This window comes from Pseudarthrobacter sp. CCNWLW217 (assembly GCF_037203985.1).
Lineage (GTDB): Bacteria > Actinomycetota > Actinomycetes > Actinomycetales > Micrococcaceae > Arthrobacter.
Genome location: NZ_JBBCBT010000012.1, coordinates 80,260 through 101,261 on the forward strand (window position 1 = coordinate 80,260; position 21,002 = coordinate 101,261).

The following is a 21,002-nucleotide window of genomic DNA, read 5'->3' on the forward strand; positions in this document are numbered from 1 at the left end:
TCGGATCCTTTCGGTTAAATCCGCCGCCCTAGTGTTTGCTTCTGGATGAGGGGTGCCGTGTGGACACCTCCCCTGCGGGGTCCATGAAGGCCGAAGCGCATCGCGGGGTCGCCAGGGGTCCACTTGTTCAGATGTTGAGCGCCGTCGCCCATACGTCCGACACGGTCGACCAGCGCATGCCCGGTTTTAAGCTGGGCGGGTTCCCAGGCAATTAGGGCAGCCTGGACGTCACCGGCCGACTGGCCGAGCGCTTCTGCCAGCGCCCATCCGTCGGCAGCCGCTTTTGCTGTTCCTGCGGCCGCGTGGGGCCTCGCGGCGAAGGCGGCGTCACCCAGGACTGCCACCCGACCGTCAACCATGCTCCAGGACCGGACGTCCACGATCCGCTGGATGTAAGGTTGCGCCGTTCGGCGGATGAGTTCCGTCGCGGCGGGCGCAAGGACGTCTGCCGCATCCTGCATTTCCTGCACATAGCGGTCTTGCACGAGCCCCGGCGGTACAGAGACTCCGCTGCGTGCTCCGAGTTTGTTGATGAACATCTCGTCCACCTCCGGTCCCTCCTGCACGTTGCGGTACCAGACGTAATTTAGAAGTCGGCCGCCAGCGCTAAAGCTCTGCCGCGGCCCGGGGATCGGGTACATGCAGATGTGGGTGTTCGGAGCGAAGGAGTATGTCAGTGCGTTTCCCAGAAGTCCGAACGTCTCTCCCGAGACCTGGCTTTCCGGTACGGTGCCGCGCCATCCGATGTAGCCCGCGTAGGTCGCGGGCACGTCTCCATTGAGACGCTTTCGTCCAACAGAGGAAATCCCATCCGCGAAGACCACGAGCTCGGCACGCTCGGTTCGGCCGCTTGCGAAACGTACCTCCACTGCCTCCGAGTCTTGGACGAAGTCCAAAGCGGATTCGCCCAACACGTAGTTAGCCCGCGAGAAGTCGTAGAGAAGTGCACTGTATAGGGTGCTCCAGGAGCTGTAGCTCCAGTCGGCCGGTTCCTCGTGCAGGATCTCGTTCCCCGGGCCTAGGTACCGTAGCCATTCGGTCGCCGTGCTGACGTCTGCTGGTGTGAGGTGGCTGCGCTCCTTGAACCAGCGCAGCATCTCGGGCTGCAGGACGATACCTCCTCCCCGCCCGTCCAGCTCAGAGGAGCTGCGTTCAAAGATGGTGACCGCGAATCCGAGATCCTGCAGGAGCAGGCCGGCAGTCAGGCCTCCGATAGAGCCGCCGATAACCAGGGCGCGTGCGCCCTCATACGACTTGTTCATGAGATGACCTCCAAAAGCAACACCTGGGACCCTGCGAGCGGTCCCGGATGTTGGCATAACGGTGTGTGTGTCTTCAAGTATGGGGTTTGGAATAGGATCATGCCATGTGCCTGAAGACATACAAATATCGTAACTATGTCTTTGGATACACTGGTATTGATGGCCGTTAAATTGCGTTTTGGGACCATCGGGCATCTTTTGACGCGCTGCCGGCTCACGGCACAGGTCTGCTCGATGCCCGGTTCGAGGGGCAGCCATGGCATCTTCCGAAATTCGTATGGGGCGGGTTGCGTTCACGCTTTGGATATAGTCTGCGGACAGGCCGTGGGGGATCCCTCGATCAGCAGCGCTCGGGCCACGTGGTCGGGGAGCGTAATCGGACAGAAGTCGTACTAAGGGCTGGCCGGCAGAGGAGGCGGCCGTCGGCGGGGCGTCGGAAGACGTACGCCCGCGACGTCGGGGCCCGCGGTAGAACCTGGCCTACCGTTCGCAGGATGGCCAGGCCGTCTGGGAACAGTCGGTCCGGGAAACATCGGCCGCTTTCGGTGCATGGTCCAACGCGTCCAATTTCACCCCGGTCCGCTCGGCGACGTCGCACGTGAGCTGCACAAATCAGCCCCAACCCCGGGCGCTTCCTGTCACACGCCGACGTTGCACTGCCATCGGCACTACCGACCTACGCTCGATTCAAGGACCGTTCAGATGTTCCTCGTCAAGCAGTCGCTCGGTGTCTGTCCACAGTTGCGCTTGCAAGTCGACGTCGTCTCCGGGGCTGATAGGAACGAGGCGCTTAGTGCCCTTCACCGTGTAGTACCCGCCGCTTCGGCCTGTGAAGTCGGGGTCGGTGGCGAGTTTCACGATGAGGCCGGCACCATGGGCAGGGTCGCCAATGTGCAGGCGGGTCAGAATCTTCCCGAGAGGGGCGGCAAAACTGAGTTCGCGGCCGAGTCCGGTGACGTTGAACCCGGGGTCGAGGCAGTTTGCGGTGACGCCGGTGCCATCGATACGTCGTGCGAGTTCGAGAGTGAACATGATGGCAAACAGCTTGCTCTTCCCGTAGAGCGAGGAGGAGCCACGAGCGGTGAATGGTTCCGTGTCGGTGAGGTCTTCGGGCAGCCTAAGCACACCATGCCGACGCGATGCCTCTGAGCCGACGGTCACAATCCGCGCACCGGGAGTGCTGGCAAGGGACGGCAGGAGCTCGCGGGTGAGCAACCAGGCAGCGAAGTAATTCACCATGACCATTTCAGGGTACCCGTCGCGTGTGATGCGTTGCTCGAAGGCGTGGACACCCGCATTGTTAATGAGGACGTCTATGTGGCCATACTGAGAAGCGATCTCTTTCCCGACCCTACGGACATCTGAGGTGCGGGTCAGGTCGACGAGGAAGATGTCAACCTGGGCGCCGGGTGCTACGGTCGTGATCTCGGCGCGCGCGGCTTCAGCTCGTTCGAGGTTCCGGGCGGTCAGGACGAGGTTCGCGCCCCGCTTTGCTAGTTCAATGGCGGCGAGGCGGCCGAGGCCGCTTGTCGCACCGGTAATCACAATAGTTTGGGTGCGTTTGATGGTATCCATGACGTGGCGACTTCCGTTTCAGATGAAGGGTGGCTGGAGTCCGGGTGTCAGTCGGAGGTGAAGGGTGATCTGCTTCGAAGCATGTGGCCGGCGGCTCTGGAGGGACCAGGAGCGCGACTGCGCCGCCGCTGCAAATACTGGCGGGATGAGGATCCTAGTGCTCAATCCGCTTACGAATGCAGTGCTGGTGTGACCCCTAGAGATGGTCCGTGACCTGAATGGTCAATCCACCCAGCCGCACGCACACTCATTGCGGCAATCGGAATCGTTTGTGTGGGGCCGGACATCGGTGTCCCTCAGGGCGAACGCGCCCCGCGATATGATGGGCATTTACCCAACATACGGAAATGATGGAGAAATGTCCACTATATTGCCGTCGAGTGCGGAGCCATCCTCAGATCAGTCTGGGCGCAGGGACGCCGCGCTTGCCCTCGGTGTCGAGCTTAATGCTCTCCTCAGCGCCTCCCGCGCACTCACTGAGCGTACGGCCGCCACATTTCATCCGGATCTACAGCCGGCCGCCTTTCACCTCGCGCGGTGGCTCTATGCCTATGGTCCGGCAAATCCCAGCACGCTAGCCGAAGCGGTGGCGATGGATCGCAGTTCCACGAGCAACCTTATCGGCCGCATGAAAACCCTCGGACTCATTGAAAGCACTCCAGATCCCTCCGATCGTCGCGCGGTCAAAGTCTCGCTCACTTCGGCAGGCGAGTCGCGTGTCGTCGACGCGCTCGACCTCCGAGGGGCCACATTCTTCGAACGAACTAGAGACTGGTCAATTGATAACCTCCGGGCTTTTACTTCATTGCTTCACTCGTTCAACGCATCCCCAGAAAAATAGGAGTCGGGCGACGGCCGATCCGAGGTCCCTCCCATCGAGACGACCAGCGTGTTGAAGGCATGCGGATGCTTTGGTTCGACTGGCATTCTTCCGGATCTAGGTATCCGCCGCGAATACTTGGCTATTTCCCCGTGGGCCGTGGTTGGTGCTTTGCCGCTGCCTGGCTTTGACGACATCTTCGACTTCGAGGGCCATTGAGATGCGCGTGAGGTCGGAAACGCGTGAGAGGTTAAGTGCGAGCAGATCCTCGATCCGCCGACGGGCGTCGACGACGATGTCTTCCGGGGTATGCAGCTGCTCCGCCGTCTTACGCGCATTGAGATTATTATGAATGAGAGCTGACAATGTCGACAGAAGTAGCGAATCTTGGGTTGCGTCGTTGGCACGTAACGGGCCAAGCACGTCGTCGGCATAGTGGCTCAGAGCGGATACATTCGGGAGCTGAAGCAAAAGCCCAACCAATCCTAGATCGCTCAGCATGCGAGTCCCGGGGGGAGCCTTGCGAAGGGCTGCCAGCTCTATGGCTCCGCGGGCCGTTGCAAACGCCGCAGGATAGTCAGCGATGCTTGTGACCGGTCCCGTGATGGCAGCGTGCGCGCCGTCCGTGATTTGGGTTCGTTCTGAAGCGATTCGCCTGACTTCGTCGCCGATGTACCGCACTTCGTTGATCGGCGTCGTTGGCCCCAGCGGCCAGAGAGCAACGGCGTGCCCCTCATGAAATCCGAGCAGCGGTTTTGGTGAGACTTCTCGCGTCATCCGTGCGAACGTGGGGACAAGCCCGTAGGGTATAGCGCCCAGGTTATGGGGTTCAACTCGGGCTGCGACGACTGCGTGGGGAACTGCCAGATCGTGGCCGAGGCGTCCGGCTTGGGCCAAGAGTGCTGTGGGGTGGCCTTTGCCTGAGAGGAGTTCGGAGAGAATCTCGCCAGTGTTCCGCCACTGCGCCTCGGTCTCCATCCGTGTCCGGAGGAGCTCCAGGGCCAGGGGCGCTCCGGCCCGTTCCATCGTCTGGCGATCCAGCGGTCGTAGCTCGGAGACCTTCCCGCTTGTCCATATCCACGCGATAACCTTCTCATTGATCAGCACCGGCACCCGAACAACACTCAGTTCCCCTGTTGGATCCGGCAGATAGACATCGGCCAGCAATCCTGCATTCCCTGCGGACATGACCTCAGGGAGCGGGAGGCCGGCGGCGTCCGCGAGGAGGGCGGTTGGGAGCGAAACGCCATCACGTTCGGTTTGGAAGAGGAACGTCCCGTTGGTCTCGCACACGGCGACAGGACGATCGAGGATCTCGGCAAGGGCTTCGCCAAGGCCTCTGACTCCGCCGCCTTCGAGCGTCAGGGCCATTAACCGCTCATGAATCGCTTCGGCTTGCCTTTGCAGTTCATACCGCTCCTCGAGCGACTCATTCAGCCCGTTGAGGACCATGATCCTCTTCGTCTCTTCGGAGCGCAGACGACTCGTGGTGATGGCTACAGACGCTTGGTCTGCCAACATCAAAAGGCGCGATTCTTCTGGCTTGGTGAAGTGATGGGGGGACCGGGTGTAGCAGTTGATGGTCCCGAGTGTTTCATCTGCGGAGTTTAACGGCACTGAGATCATGGAGCTGAATCCTTGGTCTCTTGCCGCAGCTCTCCACTCGAGCATCGCCGGATTGCTTCCGAATTCTTCGATCTGCACGGGAATGCCCATGGCGAACGCTTGTCCCGACGGCGTGGGGGTGTGCACACCGTGAAGACGGATCGGGTGCGTTGCGTTCACTTCTCGGACGTAGTCGGCCGACAGGCCGTAGGAGCCTTCGATCACCAGGACTTGCGACGTCGCGTCCGGGATAGTGACGGCGCAGAAGTCGTAGGACATCAATTTGCAGGCGGTCTTGGCGATCAGGTCCAACAACTCGCCCAGCGAAACGCCCTGGTTGACTGCCGCACCGATTTGGGCAAGCGCCTGCAACCATCCTTGAAGATGCTGGGCCATACGATCAGGTCCCATTTTCACACTTAGAGTTTTTCACGGTTTCCCCCGCTGGGCGAGAATCCCGAACAACCGGCCGCGGGCACTTACATGCCTCCGCGTCGCAGCCGCGGACCGGCTGGCGGCCGTCTTCCATTGGTCGGGGCGTCTAGCGCCCAGAACACACGGCTTCTCCGCCTGATGTCGCGGGTGGCCGCTCGAACCAGGGCCTCCCACTTGCGAGGATGTGAGGCCCTGGTGGTCTGACGCCTGGGTAGGAAGAGCCCGTTACCCGGTGTAGGGGTCGGCGATGCCGATGTATTGGGTGGTGGTGTATTCGGCGATGCCTTCGGTGCCGCCTTCGCGGCCGAGTCCGGATTGCTTTACCCCGCCGAACGGGGCGGCCGCGTTGGAGATGACGCCGGCGTTGAAGCCGACCATGCCGAATTCGATCTGTTCGGCCACGCGGAGCAGCCGGTTGAAGTCGCGGCTGTAGAGGTAGGAGGCGAGGCCGTATTCGCTGTTGTTGGCGAGGCGGATGGCGTCTTCTTCGGTGGTGAAGGTGGTGACGGGGGCCACGGGTCCGAAGATTTCCTGGCCGAGGATTGCGGCGTTGTTGGGGACGTTGGCGAGGACGGTGGGCGGGTAGAAGTAGCCCGCACCGTCCGGGAGTGTGCCGCCGGTGAGGGCGGTGGCTCCGGCGTCGACGGCGGCGGTGACGAGGGCGTGGACGTCGTCGCGGGCGCCGGCGTCGATCAGGGGTCCGACCTGGGTGGCGGGGTCGGTGCCGCGGCCGGTGGCCAGGGCACCCATGGCGGCGGCGAACTTGGCGGTGAACTCCTGCGCGACGGACTCCTGGACGAGGAACCGGTTGGCGGCGGTGCAGGCCTCGCCCATGTTCCGCATCTTCGCGGCCATGGCACCTTCGACGGCCTTGTCCAGGTCGGCGTCCTCGAAGACGATGAACGGGGCGTTCCCGCCGAGTTCCATCGAGGTGCGAAGGACGTTTTGCGCGGCGTCGGCCATGAGTCGTTTGCCCACCGGGGTGGAGCCGGTGAAGGACACCTTCCGCAGCCGGGAGTCCTTCAGCAGGGGCCCGGAGATCCCGGACGCGGAAGCGGAGGAGACGAGGTTCAGAACTCCGGCGGGCAGGCCGGCGTCGAGCATGGTCTGGGCGAAGTACTGGGCGGTGAGCGGGGTGAGCTTGGCGGGTTTGAGGACCATGGTGCAGCCGGCGGCGATCGCGGGGGCGACCTTGCGGGTGGCCATGGCGAGCGGGAAGTTCCACGGCGTGATCAGCAGGCACGGGCCGACGGGTTTGTGCTGGACCAGGATCTTGTTTTTGCCCTCGGGGGTGGTGAGGTAGCGGCCATAGTCCCGGACGGTCTCTTCCGAGAACCAGCGCAGGAACTCCGCGCCATAGGCCACTTCGCCGCGGCTCTCGGCCAGAGGCTTGCCCATTTCCAAGGTCATCAGCAAGGCGAAGTCCTCGGCCCGTTCGGTGACCAGGTCGAAGGCCCGGCGGAGGATCTCGGCACGAGCCCGCGGGGCGGTGCGCGCCCAGGACGCCTGGACCTTGTCCGCGGCGTCCAAAGCTGCAACCGCGTCCTGACTGGTAGCCGAGGCTAGGGTGGCGAGCACCTCCCCGGTGGAAGGGTCATGGACCTCGAACGTGCCGCCGTCAGATGCATCACGCCACTGGCCGCCAATGAGCAGGCCAGTGGGCACAGTTTCCAGCAGATCGAGTTCAGTAAGTACGGGGACAGACATGTTTTTCCGTTCTCAAGAAGGTTGCAGTGCGCAGCCGTTCGAGGGTAGTTTCAAGCGGCAGAAGCGCTGCAGGCGGCCTTAGTAGGCTTTGACTCTTTGCTCCACCACCAAATGAATGAGCGCGAACACGTGATCTTCGTCGATGGCTCTCAGCGCCGCTTCGATTGCGGCAGGGATGTCGGCATCGCGTTCTACTCTGATGCCGTAGCCGCCGAAGGCCTGGGCCATGAGCGCGAAATCGGGGTTTTTCAGCTGGGTGCCGGAGACCTTTCCGGGGTAGTGGCGTTCCTGGTGGGTGCGGATGGTGCCGTACTCCTGGTTGTCCATCACGATCACCAGAGGAGTGGCGCCATACTGTGCTGCAGTGGCGAGCTCCTGGCCGTTCATGAGGAATTCGCCGTCTCCTGCGATGGTCACTATGCGCCTGCCGGGGTATTCAAGGGAAGCTGCGATGGCGGAGGGAACGGAGTAGCCCATGGAGCCGTTGCGGGCGCTGATCATGGAAGCGTAGCGCTGGGTGGGGAAGTAGCGGTGTGCCCAGTTGGTGTGCTCACCCGCCCCAAGAGTGACCATCGCGTTGGCGGGCAGCGTAGGCACTAGGTTGGCCATCAAAGTGTCCATCCGGGCCGGACCGGAGGACGGGGCCGCTGGCGGGAGGGCTGAGAAGGATTCCTGCTCGGCGCGCATCCTCGTCGTCCAAGCCTTCCATTCCTCCTTGACCGGCAGTTCGATCTTCGCCAGGTCCCTGACGAATACGTCCGGTTTAGCGACGATCTGGTAGGAGACCGGGCCGGAGCGGCCCCGGAGGGACGGGTCGATGGTGACGAGGAAGTTCTTCTTCTTCCAGTCCTGTCGGCAAAGAAAGCCGTCGGTAATAACGTCGCCCGGGACAGTGCCCACAAAAATAAGCAGGTCAGTTTCCTCAAGCAGGTCATACGTGGGGCGGGGCCGGCCGTAGCCTATAGGCCCGACGTAGGAGGGGGAACTGAAGGGGACTGTCCCTTCGGTGCGCCATTCTGCTGCCGCTGGAATGTGGTGTTTTTCCAACCAGGAAGTGAGCTGGTCTGCGCCGCCCTGGGTCCAGTCGTTACCACCGGTGACGAACAGGGGCTTGCTGGATGCGGCCAACGCCTCTGCCAGTGCAGCCGAGTCAACTATGGTCATTCCGCCGGTGGCTACCGGGATGGGGGGATGGAGCTCGGCGGGGATCTGCTGACGGATGACGTCCTCAGGCAGGCCGACGACGACGGGGCCGGGCCGGCCGTTCATGGCCGCGAACAGTGCTTCGGCGACGATTTCGGAGGCCCGCTCTGCATGATCTAGAACCATTACCCGCTTGGCGCCGGTGTCGAACCAGGCTTTGATGTCGAATTCCTGGAAGGCCTCGCGGTCCCGGTGGGCGAAGGGGATCAGCCCCACAAACAGCACCATGGGGGTAGAGTCCTGCCATGCCGTATGCAGCCCGACGTGCGCATTGGCAGCACCCGGACCCCGAGTGACCATCGCAATGCCAGGAATTTGGTTCATCTTGCCGTCGGCCTCGGCCATATAGGTGGAACCACCCTCGTGGCGACAGACGATGGTCTCAATCGGCGAGTCATGAAGACCGTCAAGGACATCGAGAAAACTCTCGCCCGGGACAACGTACGCGCGCTTTGTCCCATGGGCTACCAACGTATCGACAATGACATGTCCAGCTGATTTTGAAGTTACCGCCTGGTTATGCAGAGCAATGGGTGTGCGGTTAGCCATGGTCTGGCTCATAGTTAATGGCTTTCGTTTGATTAATGTTGTTAGAGCGACTGGATGCTTCGCTTCGAGCCTTCAGATGACCGCTATCAAGACCGACTTCCTCGTGGCCCGCAAGCCATAATGCTTGGTAGTAGTCGTGAAACTTCGGTCGAGCACAAAAAACTTTCTTCAGCCCTCCAGCTCCAGGTTCTGGGGTGACATCGATTTTTCAGCGAGGGGAGTGTGCGTTGGCTCAGCAAGCAGCAAGCCATTCGCGCCTTTCAATCCTTTGGCCAAAGGGAACCGCGGAGGTCACTGCTATCGTGAATGACCAATAATCGTGCTGGGTGATCACTACTCCAGCATTGCCGGACAGTTGAGCCTCCAGTCCGGCGATTTCCACTGCCTTGGCTATGTCGGATTCGAGGGTGGCTGCATCGTTGCCGTCGACGCAAAGAACTAATTCTGAAGCTTGGAATATGGTCATCACACTTTCTCCATCATTAGCGCCTATATTCTTCCTGCGGCTTATGCGCGGTGGACGAAGCCACCCTCGAATTCGATGTTCTCGGTGCAGTGCTGCCCGGCGGCACTGCTGCCCTTCGAGTCAGCTGCGGACAACATGAACCTTCGACGGGTTCGAGCTTTTGTACGAGTAAAAGCCCGGTGAGTCATTCATTGCTTACCTATGAAGCACCTGCACTTGCCCTGACGAGTCTTTGGAAGCCGCGGGCGTATTGCTGCGGAAAGCGAATTGGTTCTCCGAGATCAGCCGCCGCCCGCTGCGCCCAGTTTGGGTTGTGAAGCAGCTCCCGTGCGAGGAATACTGCATCAGCACTGCCAGAAGACACGATTTCTGATGCCTGGCCCGGTTCAGTAATCAGTCCGACTGCAGCTGTGGGTATGGCTGCTTCCCGCCGAACCTCTTCGGCGAACTGCACCTGATAGTTCGGCTTCACCGGGATCTTTGCGTCCGGCGCTATGCCGCCGGTCGAGACATCCAATAGATCAACCCCGTGTTCGCCAAGAATCCTTGCCAGCATGACGGTCTCTTCCCTAGTCCAGCCGCGTCGTGGGTCATCTGTGTCGCCGGCAAGCCAGTCTGTGGCCGAGACGCGAAAAAACAGTGGTTTGTCGCCAGGCCACTCGCGCCGTACGGCATCGACGACCTCGATGGCGAACCGCATACGGTTGGTCAGGGAACCCCCATATCGATCGGTGCGGACGTTTGAGAAAGGTGACAGGAACTGATGTATGAGATAACCATGAGCGCCGTGTAGTTCCAGGACATCGAACCCTGCGTTGTGTGCGCGGCGAGCACCTGCTCCGAAGGACTCGACGAGAGAGGAAATTTCGGCCGTTGTCAGCTCTCTTGGCGCCGGAAGGCTACCGAAAGACTCTGAGCTTGGTCCGACACGGTCCCACTGCCTTTCGATATGATTTCCGGCATTCCACGGGCGGCCTGTCGAGGCTTTTCGTCCTGCGTGCACCAGTTGAATGCCAACAGCAGTTCCGTGCTCATGAAGGAAATCGATGATTTTCCCATGGGACCGGGCCTGGTGGTCGTTCCACAGTCCCAGGTCGTACTCACTGCTGCGGCCTTCCGGTTCGATTGCGGTGGCCTCCACCATCGCTAGGCCAACCCCGCCTATTGCACGTGCGGCAAGGTGTTGAAAGTGCCAGTCTGTCGCGATGCCGGTATCGGGCCCGGTGGGGGTGGACGAGAACTGCATCATTGGGGACATCCAGACGCGGTTATTGATCGTCAGTCCACGCAAAGTGATGGGATCGAACAAACTTTTCACAGTGTCACCGACGCAGGTATCTTCGCACCGAGAAAGGTTTCCCCATTGCGCAGCAACGAAGCCCTGTCCAATCCGCAGCGGTCCACAAACGATGCCACGTCAGGTTGGGCCATATCGAACGGGTAGTCCGTTCCGCATAGGATGCGTCTTTCATCGGCGTGGGAACGCAGCAAATCCAAAGTTTGGACGTCGTGGGTGACCGTGTCGAAGTAGGCTGCCTTGAATACTTCCCGCGGGTTTCGTGAACTGTTGGCCCGGACATCCGGTCTTGCCTGCCAGGCGTGTTCCCATCGCCCCAACAGGGCAGGCGCGCATCCGCCGCCGTGGACGAAACATATCCGAAGATCTGGCAGTTCTTCCAGGACGCCGCCCAAGATACTGGATGCTACAGCTGTCGCGGACTCCACCGGATTGCCGATGAGGTTCGATAGGTAGTGGGATGACCATTCGGGTCGAGGTAGCTGCATCGGATGCACTAATACCGCCAAACGGTGCTTTGCAGCGGACTGCAGCACTGCCCGAAGCACTCCGGTATCCAGTGACGCGCCGCGTAAGACGGGGGGAATCGCAATCCCGGCGAGAGTGCCGGCTGCTGCAATGTCAGCTATCTGGTGATCAGCGGCAGCAGAATCATCAAGCCTGACTAGCCCCAGGCCGGAGAGGCGGCCGAAGGACTGGGAGACAACCTTTGCCAAGGCATCGTTATACGTGTTGATGTAGTCCTCAGCCGCAGAGTCCACGGCGAATGCGAAGGGCGGTGGTGACAGTGCCCGAAGTGCGATGCCGTTGGCGTTCATGTCGGCGATGATGGCGCCTGTGTCGCTCATTGCCTCGGCCCGGATTGACAATGGCAGGTCGCCCAAGAACAGCTCGCCGTCCTGATCCCGCATCGCTCCAAACGGAGAGCCCGGGGGGAGCCCGAACAGGTCGGTGGGGAGCCAATGTGCGTGGACGTCTACCAGGTCCGCGGTCATCGGGTCACCAACGCCAGCGGTACGTTTTCGGAGTCGAGGTGTTCGACCGTGGTGAAGATTAGGTCTGAATCACCGATGTTCTCGATGTCGTGAAGAAGGTACTGCCCTGCCACGAAGCGGAAGTGCCGGGTTTCGCCAGCCGAATATGACACGTCACGGGTAGTGCCGTCGTGTGTGTGCTGGCGGCTGGAACCCGCAGTGACTGCGGTCCAGAAGTAGTCCAAGACATGACGGTGCGCATGCCAGCGTTCACCAGGTGAAAGTCGGATTTCCCAGACGCGTACACGGTCGTTCTCGCTGAGGAGCTTCGACCCCACCTCACCGTCATGGGCGTGGGCGTCGAATTCTCTGCGGAGTTCTTCGGACCATCCTTCGAAGTTCTTTCCAACGAGGGTTCCGGCAAGGGGGAGATCACTGAGGAAGCTATCAGTAGTCATGAGTGAGCCTTTCGATGGTGGTTGTGAGCTAGTGGCCCGGTCCGTAAAGACCGAATCGGAGATCCTTGTCTCCTGGAGTCCAGGTGTTGGTGAACTGGGATCGATCGCCCATGGCTTTTACGCGCGTGAGCAGGTTGCTGCTCAGCTCAAGCTGGCCGGGTTCCCACTTCTCCAGGGCCTCGGCTACGTTGCCGGCTGCGGCGGCAAGGGCATCGCTCAGCGCCCACGCGTCGGCGGCAGCTTTGGCTGTGCCGGCAGCAGCATGAGGTCTTACGCCACAGGCTGCGTCTCCAATAAGTGCAACCCGGCCGTTGACCATCCTCGATGCACGGGAATCCCACACGACCTGTATGAAGGGCGCCTCGGTAGCGGTGACCACTTCTGCGGCTGCTGGGGCGAGGATGCGTGTGGCGGAATCGCGCATCTCGTCTACGTATCGATCTTGCACCTGGTTGGGGTGCACTGACACCTTTCCCAGGAATCCCTGTTTGCTGGTGAGCATTTCGTCGAGGTCAGGCCCGGCGGTTACGTTCCGGTACCAGACGTAGTTCATGAGACGTTGGCCCTTGGCGACGCCTCGCTCGCTGGGGATGGGATACATGGTGATTTGGGAGTGAGGAACGACGTTGTAGGTCACTGCATCATTGAGCAGGGCAGCTGTCTCGGGGGTTAGGTTGGCTTCGTCGACCGTTCCGCGCCACCCGATGTAGCCCGAGTAGTCGAGGGTGACATCGGGGTCAATCCGGGCTCGGTTGGCTGATGTTACACCGTCAGCGATCACGACGAGAGATGCCACTTCCCGCCTGCCGCTAACGAAGCGAACGGTCACAGAGTCCTCGTCCTGATCAAATCCGCAGGCAAATTCACCGAGGTGGTAGTGCTCGCGCCCGAAGTCTGCGAGCAGTGCCCTGTAAAATGTCCCCCAGGACGTATGGGACCAGGATCGGGCGTCTCTATCAATTAGGCGGTTGTCGGAATCAATGTACTGGACCCAGCTTGTCGTGGTGCTGACATCTTCTGGTCGCTGTGTACTGCGCTCACGAAACCATCGCAGAGTGTCCGGCTGCAGAACAATACCGCCGCCGCGTCCGTCCAAATCGGATGGTGTCCGTTCATAGATATCGACTTCAAATCCGAGGTCTCGGAGTAGCAGGGCGGCTGTGAGTCCGCCAATGGATCCTCCAATGACAACTGCTCGCGATCCGCTGTAGGCGTTCATTTCGACGCTCCTTCAATTGAAACGGGGTCGGTGGAGAGGTGGGATGGGGCATCAGTTGGGAGTTCGGCGTTGCGAGTTTCAGGGGCGAAATACAAGCCAATAAGGGCGATGACTCCCGTAGCGGCCAATACCGCTGTCGCCACGCCGAGGTTGCCGCCGAACCAGGACGTAGCTATCACGCCTGCGACCAGCGGGCCGGCAGCGGTGATATACCGCCCGATGCTGTTCGCCAAGGCAATCCCGCTCGCCCTCATACTTGGGGAAAACATTTCTGGGCCGTAGACGAAGTTTCCGGAGAGTGCTCCGAACAGTCCGAACCCGACGATGGGGATGACGATCAAGTAAGTGGTGTAGGTGTGTTCGAACGGGAAGAGGTACGCAATGCTGAGCCCTGAAATTATGAAGCTGACCAGGAACGCTTTGCGCCGTCCAATGGCGTCAGCGAGGAAGCCCCATGAGGCATACCCGAGGATTCCGCCGGCGTTGAACAGCATTGATGAGATTGCAACGCGGTGGTTGCCCACTTGGGTGGAGAGCGATTCGGCGAGAGTCATGTCACGAATGATTTGGGGGTACCACGTCGAAACGCTCCAGAATGCCAACAGGGAGCCGGAGGCAAGGGCGGTGCAGATGAGTGTTGCCCGCAGATGTGGTGGTGACAGGAGCCGGCGTAGGACGAATTGGTCTTCTGGTCGGCCTGTGGCTTTACCTTTGCGCTCCTTGCGCTCCTTGATGACCGTTTTGATTTCTTCAGGTTCGGGAACATAGCGGCGCAGGAACCACACGAGAAATGCGGGGACGACTGCCAGGACAAGCATGAACCGCCATCCGTGATCGCTGAGCAGAGCGTATGCCAATGCGGCCATGAAGAAGCCGGCTGCGTAACCAGACATCATCACACCGCAGGCCCGGGCGCGGTACTTGTTGCGCCAGACTTCTGCAACGAGTGCTGCCCCGACCGGCGCTTCAACGCCGGATCCAAGACCGGCAATGAATCGAAGAATGCCGAGCTGCCACCATGTGTCGGCAAATGCCGCCAGTGCTGTGAAGACGGCATAAGTGAGGATGCCGATCGAGAGTACCCGGACTCGACCAAAGTAGTCGGCGAGTACACCGAAAAGGATTCCGCCGGTCGCCCACCCGGCAAGGAACAGGGCTACGGTCAGGCCACCGTAGACTCCGATCTGACCGGGGCTGACGACGATGCCGGAGTGAGGCAGCAGGTCTGTCATGGCAGGCCCTAATACCAGTGCGTAGAGGCTGCCGGCGAATCCGTCGAGTGCCCATCCCATGGTGGTGCCAAAAAGCACTAGCCATTGCACCCGGGTGATTTGCTGCCGCCAGCCGAGACTAGCAGCTGGTCCGCTATTTGATGTCACGATATTGTCCAATCGTCAAGGGGCGAGTGACTCAGTTGAGTCGCTCGGGGGCGTTGGTCCCGTACCAGTCGACGTCATCGTCGGCGATGCGGACCACGATCGTTTTTATCCAGGTGAAGTCGTCAAAGGACTCTGTCCCTGCGTCCTTTCCAGTTCCGGATTCCTTGATGCCGCCCCAAGGCAGCGACGGTTCAAGTCGGTGATGATCATTGACCCAGACCATGCCCGACTCAATGGATGCCGCGACACGATGGCCGCGGGCCAGGTCGCGGGTCCAGACAGCGGCGCCTAAGCCGAAGCGGTTGTCGTTGGCCATTTCAATGGCTTCCGCTTCTGTGTCGAAGGGGACAACGACAGCGACAGGGCCGAAGATTTCCTCTTGGGCGACGCGCATCGAGTTGGTTGCGTCAGCGAAAACTGTGGGCTGCAGGAAGAACCCATCGCGAAGATCGTCCGGCAGGTCCGGAATGCCGCCTCCTGCGGCGAGCCGGGCACCCTCCTGCTGACCGATTTTTATATAGTCAAGAACTTTGCGGCGTTGCAGGTCGCTGATCATCGGCCCGATTTGAGTTTCGGGCTGAGCGGGATCACCAATTCTGATTGCATTTGCCCTCGCAACCAATGCGGAGACAAACTCGTCGTACCTTTCCCGCTGTACAAGGAAGCGTGCGCCGGCGACGCACGACTGCCCGGACGCAACAAACGCGGCGAAGGCAGCTCCCTCGGCCGCAGCCTTCGGGTCGTAATCGCCAAACACTATTACCGGGGTCTTGCCACCTAGTTCAGCTGTAATGCGTGCGAATCGCGCCGCCGTGGTTACGGCAGCGGACCGCCCAGCCTCGGTGCCGCCCGTCAGCGTAATTTTGGCAACGTCAGGGTGTTCGGTTAGTCCGATCCCGGCTTCCCGACCCCCCGTCACAACATTGACCACTCCTTCCGGGACGCCAGCATCCGTGATGATACGGGCGATCGCAAGGGTGGTGAGCGGTGTGAGCTCGGAGGGCTTGATGACAACAGTGTTCCCCGTTGCCAAAGCAGCAGAAAGGCTCCTGGCAAGGATCAGCGCAGGGTGGTTGAAGGGGGTGATGATCCCACAGACTCCAAGGGGAGTCCGCTTCTGATAGGTCAGGTAAGGTCCGTCACTCGGAAGGACTGCTTCCCGTTGGGCAGCGAGCAAAGCCGCATTGTAGCGGAACCATTCCGGCACCCGAGACAGCTGCGCCCTGGTCTCAGTGATTGGACGGCCGTTATTTTGTGTCTCAAGTGTGAACAAGGACTCGCTGGCTACTTCGAGGGCGTCCGCCGCTCGGAGCAGTACTTTCGCTCGCTCCGTCCGGCTCATACGCGGCCACGGACCAGATTCGAAAGCGGTCCTAGCAGCGGCCACGGCCTTGTCAACGTCGACTCGACCCCCGTCAGGTACCGTGGCGATCGCTCGTCCTGTCGCCGGATTTGAGATGGTCAAAGATGCACCGCTGTCGGCGGAAACATCCTTGCCGTCGATAAACATAAAGTGCTCGGTCATGTTTCTCTCGTTTCATGGTGTTCAGCAGCTCTGCTGCCATGTATTCAGGGAAGATCACTACCAGTATGCGATTCAGATCACGTCACGAATATGTCTCTCCGAACATACTTATTGCCTCTTAGTGTTTTTTCCGACACTTATCGGTACAGTGTGACCATGAGGGAATCGATGAGCAAAGCAAGCAATGAGGGCTCGCTCGAGGTCAGGCGATGGCTGGACAGCGTTCGTATCATTACTCAGACCGTTGCAACAGGGCAGCCCCTCATAGAGGTACTCAACCTCATTGCTGAGACGGCCGCGTCCCTGATGGGCTACGAGTTTTGCGGCGTACTTCTACCCGACGCCTCTGGCCGAAAGCTCACCATTGAGGGATCGAGCGGCCTATCTGTGGAATACATCGATCACGTCAACGCAGATCACCCGGTTCTCCTCCAGCAGGATGCTTCCGCCGAAGCCCCCTCCAGTACGGCGTTTCGAACTGGAAAACCTGTCGCTATCGCCGATATCCAGGCCAACCCGCAATTCGCGCCCTGGGGAGGAGTTGCAAAGGAGCAGGGATACCGCTCGATGATCTCTGTCCCCTTGATGGAGTCCCAGGACACCGTCATAGGCACATTGAACTGTTACCGCGCTAGTGTTCACGAGTTCGGGCGCCAAGAAATCGCGCTACTCGCAGTCCTCGCCGACCACGCTGCTATCGCACTCACCACCGCCCGGCTGCGGTCCGCCGAAGCTGCACGGCTGGAGGAACTTGTTCTCCTGAACCGAGAACTTCAACTCCAACGTGACCTGTTGCAGAAGTCCGAGGACATCCACCAAAAGCTCACGGAAATTGCCCTAAGGGGAGCTGGCGTCCCCGGCATTGCCACCGCCCTCTCAATCTTGATTTCACGGGCCATCCTGATCGAAGACATGCAGAGAACCATGATCGGATCTTCAAATCGTGCCGCTAAATTTCCCGACGATCGAACCAGGGCTGACAAGCGTGAGGATGAAACCAGCGAATTCTTGAGGCACCCAGTGTTGCTCGATGAAAACGAAGTTGCTCGAATCTGGATTGCAAGCGGGCCTGAACCACTAACAGCGATCGATAGCCGCGCGGTCGAACATGCAGCAGTGGTCACATCGCTCGAAATCCTACGAATACGTACAGCTGAAGAGGCGCGGTGGAGACTCCAAGGCGAAGTCCTCAATGATCTTCTAAGCGGGGAGCCCTCTGCGATGACGAAGATAGTAGCCCGTGCAGAACGCCTCGGGCACGATTTGACCGTCGAACACTTTATGGTCGGTGTTTCTCTAGCGCCCGTAGGGCAAAGCGACCTGAATGCTGGCCTCCAACAAGCCCTCCGCAGAATCAACGCGTGGACTGAACAGATCAGGCCACGTCCCCTATCCGCGGTGCACCACGATCGGATTATCGTTCTTGTTCCTGCCTCTATTGTTCATTCGATTCAGGAGGCGGATCTAGCCGAGAGAATCCGCAAACTCGCCGCTTCACGTCGCCCCCAAGCCGTCGCGACAGCAGTATCACTTGGGCCCTGTCGAGAACTAAATGCTTACTCTCGGTCCTACCGTTCTGTAGCTGGCGCCCTGGACATGCTCGCACTCACGGGGCGGTCCGATGTGTCGGTCACGCTGGCCGAGCTTGGCCTTGTAGGTTTACTGCTGCAGCTCGACGACGCCAATCAGTTGCTTCAGTATGCAGACCGCACGCTCGGGCCGGTGCGGGCCCACGACTCCTCGCGAAAAACTGAGCTGGTCGAAACCCTTCGAACCTACTTTTCAACCGGGCTAGTAAGTGCTGACACCGCTCGCCTTCTGCAGGTACACCCGAACACGGTTAAACAGCGCCTTAGACGCATCCAGACTCTGACCAATAAAGATCTCACCCACCCCAATGACACTATGGAGCTGGCGGTTGCGCTAACGGTCGGCGACGTTGCTCAGGCAAGCCCTGACCGTTGAGGAGACGTAGTTGCTGCTTCTTTTGGGCAAGGCAACCGAGTGCAGGCCCTTGAAGGTCCGCTCCGGCGCCCTGGCGTGATAGTCGCAGCAGAGGCGGGCGCAGAATGGATGTATCTGACGACATGAGAGGCAGCCAGTCCCGGCAGCAAGACGGATTCAGTACCCGTCTTGTCATCGAACCGACACCGGGCTCAAGGCCTCCGAACCGGAGAACAGTGACCGGAGCGTCCGTGCCCGGCTGATCGGCATGGATCCCACGATCGCCGGCATCAACCTCCACGTCGTGGCCGACTGGGCCTAAGGTTCCGGAGAAAATGCTCGCCGCTTCCGCCCGCACCCGCTCACACCCCAGTTATCAATCCATGCGGTCGCCCTGCCGTCGAGGGCGGATTCACCCCCGATGAGCCGCCTGCACGTTGACGTGCCCACACAACATCGCCCGCACCATCACCGTCAAACGCCGGGTCACGTCAGCGCTGCCTGCACCGGCTGCCGCGCCAGGGCACCTAATAAGTGCCCGTTCCAATTCGGCGCTCATCACCGACAGCATGAGGTTGGCCATGGGGAGTCCTCGCCGGTGAAGGCGCGCTGAGTGCTTGACGCACTCAATGCGCACACCAGGACGCAGCGCGTTTCGTGCCTCGTTTACGCGCGCTTCACCTGTCAGGCCTCGCGGCGTCCCGTCGGCGCCGCGAGACCACTGATAGTCCAAACCCTTAAAACCCTATTCGGTAGCACGCTGGGGTTGAAACGAACGGTCTGGGTTCCAGAAGAAGAGTGGCACGTGACCGCGTACAGCCGGTCAGGTCCGCCGTTGTAAGTGATCTCGAGGCCGAAAGTGTCCGGATCGATCGCGGGCACGGACCACTCGCGCATTTTCCGTCTTGGTGCCTTCGAGCTTGCGCAGCCTTACTTCGCGAGCGAGGTGTCGTAGAAATCCAAGTACCCTTGAAAGTCCATACCGAGGTGCTGGACCTTCCGCCCGGAGGCAACTAGCTGTCCGGCCTCCCATAGGGGGATGACGAAACCCTGCTCGATGAGTGCGTCCTGGACGTCGCCGAAGAGCGCGGCGCGGGCACTCGGGTCGGTCTCTTGGGTAGTTGCGTCGAACAGCGCCAGCACGCCTGAAGATTTGAGCGTCTCGGCGTCCAGGATGCGCGTTGCCGTCGAGCGGACGATGTCGGGATCGACGTCGGTCAGCGACGTGACATAGAAGTCATAGTCGTGTGTGCTGATCGTCTGTAGCAGACCGGCCTGCAGAAGGTCGTTCAGGTTGATGACGATGCCGAGGTCCTTCATCTGCTGTTGGAACAACTGAAGCATCTGCGAATAGGGCGCACCATAGGTTGAAGTGAAGTTGAGGTCGAACTCAGCACGCACTCCATCCTTTTCCCGAACACCATCGGATCCTGCGACCCATCCGGCGTCGGTGAGGGCCTTCTCGGCACGCTCTGGGTTGAATTCAAGCAGCGTGCTCTCGTCCTTGTATTGCGGCAAGTTGGTAGTGAGGACGCTCGAGGCTGCGGCGTAATGATCGCCGAGAATGGCCTTGACGGCGCTAGAGCGGTCGAATCCTGTCCGTAGCGCTTCCAGCATGGCCGTGTCTCTCAGTCCAGGACGTGCGGAGTTGGCGAGCAGTGACACCGCCATTCCGGGCTGGGTGCCGAACATCACCGTCGCGCTCTTCTCCAGCACCGGGATATCCTCTTTCGCGACGTCGATCACGACGTCAGCCTGACCGGACTGCAAGCTGCCACTTCGTGCATTGGACACGTTGACTATTTGGAAATTTATCGCGTCCAGGTGGGCAGGGCCTTCGTGGTCTGCCGTTGCGTTCCCCCACTGGTAGTCCCGACGCTTCACGAGTTTGGCGGTCTGGCCTTGGGTGTATTGATCGAGAGTAAACGGCCCACTCCCGATGTAGTCGCCAGCGCAGCGCTCATCCCGAGTCTTCTTTGCGGACGAGACCGAAAGAATTCCTAGCGTGTTCGTGGTTGCGCCCGCGAGGAAGTGCGGTGCCGGGGCGCCGAGGACCACGCGCGCCGTCTGCGCATCCACGACCTCGGTTTTAACATAGTTCCGAAGATACCCGGCACCGCGGAACGACGAAGTCAGGAGATTCTCGGTGAGGTAGTCAAGCGTGCTCTTGACTGCTTCGGCATCGACCGGCGTTCCGTCGCTGAAAGTGGCTCCACCACGTAGATGAAAAGTGAACTCCGTGGAATTCTCGTTGACTTCCCATTTCTCGGCCAGCCACGACTTGATCTCACCAGTGTCCCGGTCCATTGATACCAGGGAATCTGCAATGGGACGCGCAATGGCGCGCTCGTTCTGGGAGAAAGCCACAGCAGGATCGATGCATGTTGCCTGAGCCGCCAGAAGCACTCGCAGCGTCCCGCCCTCAGCGGGAGGGGAATCAGGATCGGCGGCGCCTCCACCTGGTGTGCATGCTGTCAACGCCATCAGGGACAGCGTCGCCACGGCCGCGGTGCCGATGAGGCGACCGCGAAGGCGGGGGATTACGAAAAGTGTCATGACTAGCCCTTCTATTGCATGGAAAGCA

Annotated in this window: 15 protein-coding genes; 2 read left to right on the plus strand and 13 right to left on the minus strand. The window is 60.4% G+C overall.

Going from position 1 to position 21,002, the window contains the following annotated elements; genetic code table 11:
- Window positions 1-14: 14 nt before the first annotated feature.
- Window positions 15-1,262, minus strand: a complete 1,248-nt coding sequence (locus V9L18_RS14825; RefSeq protein WP_337347931.1) for an FAD binding domain-containing protein — start codon at window positions 1,260-1,262, stop codon at window positions 15-17.
- 687 nt (window positions 1,263-1,949) lie between these two features.
- A complete protein-coding gene (locus V9L18_RS14830) occupies window positions 1,950-2,837 on the minus strand; it encodes an SDR family NAD(P)-dependent oxidoreductase (RefSeq protein WP_337347932.1) in 888 nt (295 codons plus the stop codon).
- Window positions 2,838-3,195: 358 nt separating this feature from the next.
- Between V9L18_RS14830 and V9L18_RS14835 the strand changes: the two genes are divergently transcribed.
- Complete coding sequence (locus V9L18_RS14835; protein WP_337347933.1) at window positions 3,196-3,678, plus strand: MarR family winged helix-turn-helix transcriptional regulator; 483 nt, start codon at window positions 3,196-3,198, stop codon at window positions 3,676-3,678.
- Window positions 3,679-3,774: 96 nt separating this feature from the next.
- Here V9L18_RS14835 and V9L18_RS14840 read toward each other — a convergent pair whose 3' ends face one another.
- From V9L18_RS14840 to V9L18_RS14885, 10 genes are all read right to left on the minus strand, one after another.
- Entirely contained in the window at window positions 3,775-5,673 is a 1,899-nt protein-coding gene (locus V9L18_RS14840) for a helix-turn-helix domain-containing protein (protein ID WP_337347997.1), read from the minus strand.
- 249 nt (window positions 5,674-5,922) lie between these two features.
- Window positions 5,923-7,404, minus strand: a complete 1,482-nt coding sequence (locus tag V9L18_RS14845; RefSeq protein WP_337347934.1) for an NAD-dependent succinate-semialdehyde dehydrogenase — start codon at window positions 7,402-7,404, stop codon at window positions 5,923-5,925.
- 78 nt (window positions 7,405-7,482) lie between these two features.
- Complete coding sequence (locus V9L18_RS14850) at window positions 7,483-9,168, minus strand: thiamine pyrophosphate-dependent enzyme (RefSeq protein WP_443197956.1); 1,686 nt, start codon at window positions 9,166-9,168, stop codon at window positions 7,483-7,485.
- Between the two features lie 220 nt (window positions 9,169-9,388).
- Window positions 9,389-9,622, minus strand: coding sequence for a hypothetical protein (locus V9L18_RS14855; protein WP_337347936.1), 234 nt, complete (start codon window positions 9,620-9,622; stop codon window positions 9,389-9,391).
- Window positions 9,623-9,821: 199 nt separating this feature from the next.
- Window positions 9,822-10,940, minus strand: a complete 1,119-nt coding sequence (locus V9L18_RS14860) for an NADH:flavin oxidoreductase/NADH oxidase (protein WP_337347937.1) — start codon at window positions 10,938-10,940, stop codon at window positions 9,822-9,824.
- On the minus strand, window positions 10,937-11,914 hold the full coding sequence (locus V9L18_RS14865) for an amidohydrolase family protein (RefSeq protein ID WP_337347938.1): 978 nt from the start codon (window positions 11,912-11,914) through the stop codon (window positions 10,937-10,939). The genes V9L18_RS14860 and V9L18_RS14865 overlap by 4 nt, the downstream gene beginning before the upstream one ends.
- The gene (locus tag V9L18_RS14870; RefSeq protein ID WP_337347939.1) at window positions 11,911-12,351 is read right to left on the minus strand and encodes a hypothetical protein; all 441 of its coding nucleotides are present in this window, start codon (window positions 12,349-12,351) and stop codon (window positions 11,911-11,913) included. Before V9L18_RS14870 ends, V9L18_RS14865 begins: the two co-directional genes overlap by 4 nt.
- A 28-nt stretch (window positions 12,352-12,379) precedes the next feature.
- The gene (locus V9L18_RS14875) at window positions 12,380-13,570 is read right to left on the minus strand and encodes an FAD binding domain-containing protein (RefSeq protein ID WP_337347940.1); all 1,191 of its coding nucleotides are present in this window, start codon (window positions 13,568-13,570) and stop codon (window positions 12,380-12,382) included.
- Window positions 13,567-14,961, minus strand: coding sequence for an MFS transporter (locus V9L18_RS14880; protein WP_337347941.1), 1,395 nt, complete (start codon window positions 14,959-14,961; stop codon window positions 13,567-13,569). The genes V9L18_RS14875 and V9L18_RS14880 overlap by 4 nt, the downstream gene beginning before the upstream one ends.
- Window positions 14,962-14,980: 19 nt before the next feature.
- On the minus strand, window positions 14,981-16,459 hold the full coding sequence (locus V9L18_RS14885) for an aldehyde dehydrogenase (RefSeq protein WP_337347942.1): 1,479 nt from the start codon (window positions 16,457-16,459) through the stop codon (window positions 14,981-14,983).
- 171 nt (window positions 16,460-16,630) lie between these two features.
- On the opposite strand from V9L18_RS14885, the gene V9L18_RS14890 reads away from it, so the two are divergent.
- Window positions 16,631-18,439, plus strand: a complete 1,809-nt coding sequence (locus V9L18_RS14890) for a helix-turn-helix domain-containing protein (protein WP_337347943.1) — start codon at window positions 16,631-16,633, stop codon at window positions 18,437-18,439.
- A gap of 909 nt (window positions 18,440-19,348) precedes the next feature.
- On the opposite strand, the gene V9L18_RS14895 is transcribed toward V9L18_RS14890, so the two are convergent.
- Entirely contained in the window at window positions 19,349-20,974 is a 1,626-nt protein-coding gene (locus V9L18_RS14895) for an ABC transporter substrate-binding protein (protein ID WP_337347944.1), read from the minus strand.
- Window positions 20,975-21,002: the final 28 nt, after the last annotated feature.

Coding starts and splice junctions, on each gene's coding strand:
- V9L18_RS14885 (WP_337347942.1), bottom strand. CDS start 16,459: ATGTTTATCGACGGCAAGGATGTTTCCGCCGACAGCGGTGCATCTTTG.
- V9L18_RS14840 (WP_337347997.1), bottom strand. CDS start 5,673: ATGGGACCTGATCGTATGGCCCAGCATCTTCAAGGATGGTTGCAGGCG.
- V9L18_RS14825 (WP_337347931.1), bottom strand. CDS start 1,262: ATGAACAAGTCGTATGAGGGCGCACGCGCCCTGGTTATCGGCGGCTCT.
- V9L18_RS14850 (WP_443197956.1), bottom strand. CDS start 9,168: ATGAGCCAGACCATGGCTAACCGCACACCCATTGCTCTGCATAACCAG.
- V9L18_RS14845 (WP_337347934.1), bottom strand. CDS start 7,404: ATGTCTGTCCCCGTACTTACTGAACTCGATCTGCTGGAAACTGTGCCC.
- V9L18_RS14870 (WP_337347939.1), bottom strand. CDS start 12,351: ATGACTACTGATAGCTTCCTCAGTGATCTCCCCCTTGCCGGAACCCTC.
- V9L18_RS14855 (WP_337347936.1), bottom strand. CDS start 9,622: ATGACCATATTCCAAGCTTCAGAATTAGTTCTTTGCGTCGACGGCAAC.
- V9L18_RS14890 (WP_337347943.1), top strand. CDS start 16,631: ATGAGGGAATCGATGAGCAAAGCAAGCAATGAGGGCTCGCTCGAGGTC.
- V9L18_RS14830 (WP_337347932.1), bottom strand. CDS start 2,837: ATGGATACCATCAAACGCACCCAAACTATTGTGATTACCGGTGCGACA.
- V9L18_RS14875 (WP_337347940.1), bottom strand. CDS start 13,570: ATGAACGCCTACAGCGGATCGCGAGCAGTTGTCATTGGAGGATCCATT.
- V9L18_RS14865 (WP_337347938.1), bottom strand. CDS start 11,914: ATGACCGCGGACCTGGTAGACGTCCACGCACATTGGCTCCCCACCGAC.
- V9L18_RS14835 (WP_337347933.1), top strand. CDS start 3,196: ATGTCCACTATATTGCCGTCGAGTGCGGAGCCATCCTCAGATCAGTCT.
- V9L18_RS14895 (WP_337347944.1), bottom strand. CDS start 20,974: ATGACACTTTTCGTAATCCCCCGCCTTCGCGGTCGCCTCATCGGCACC.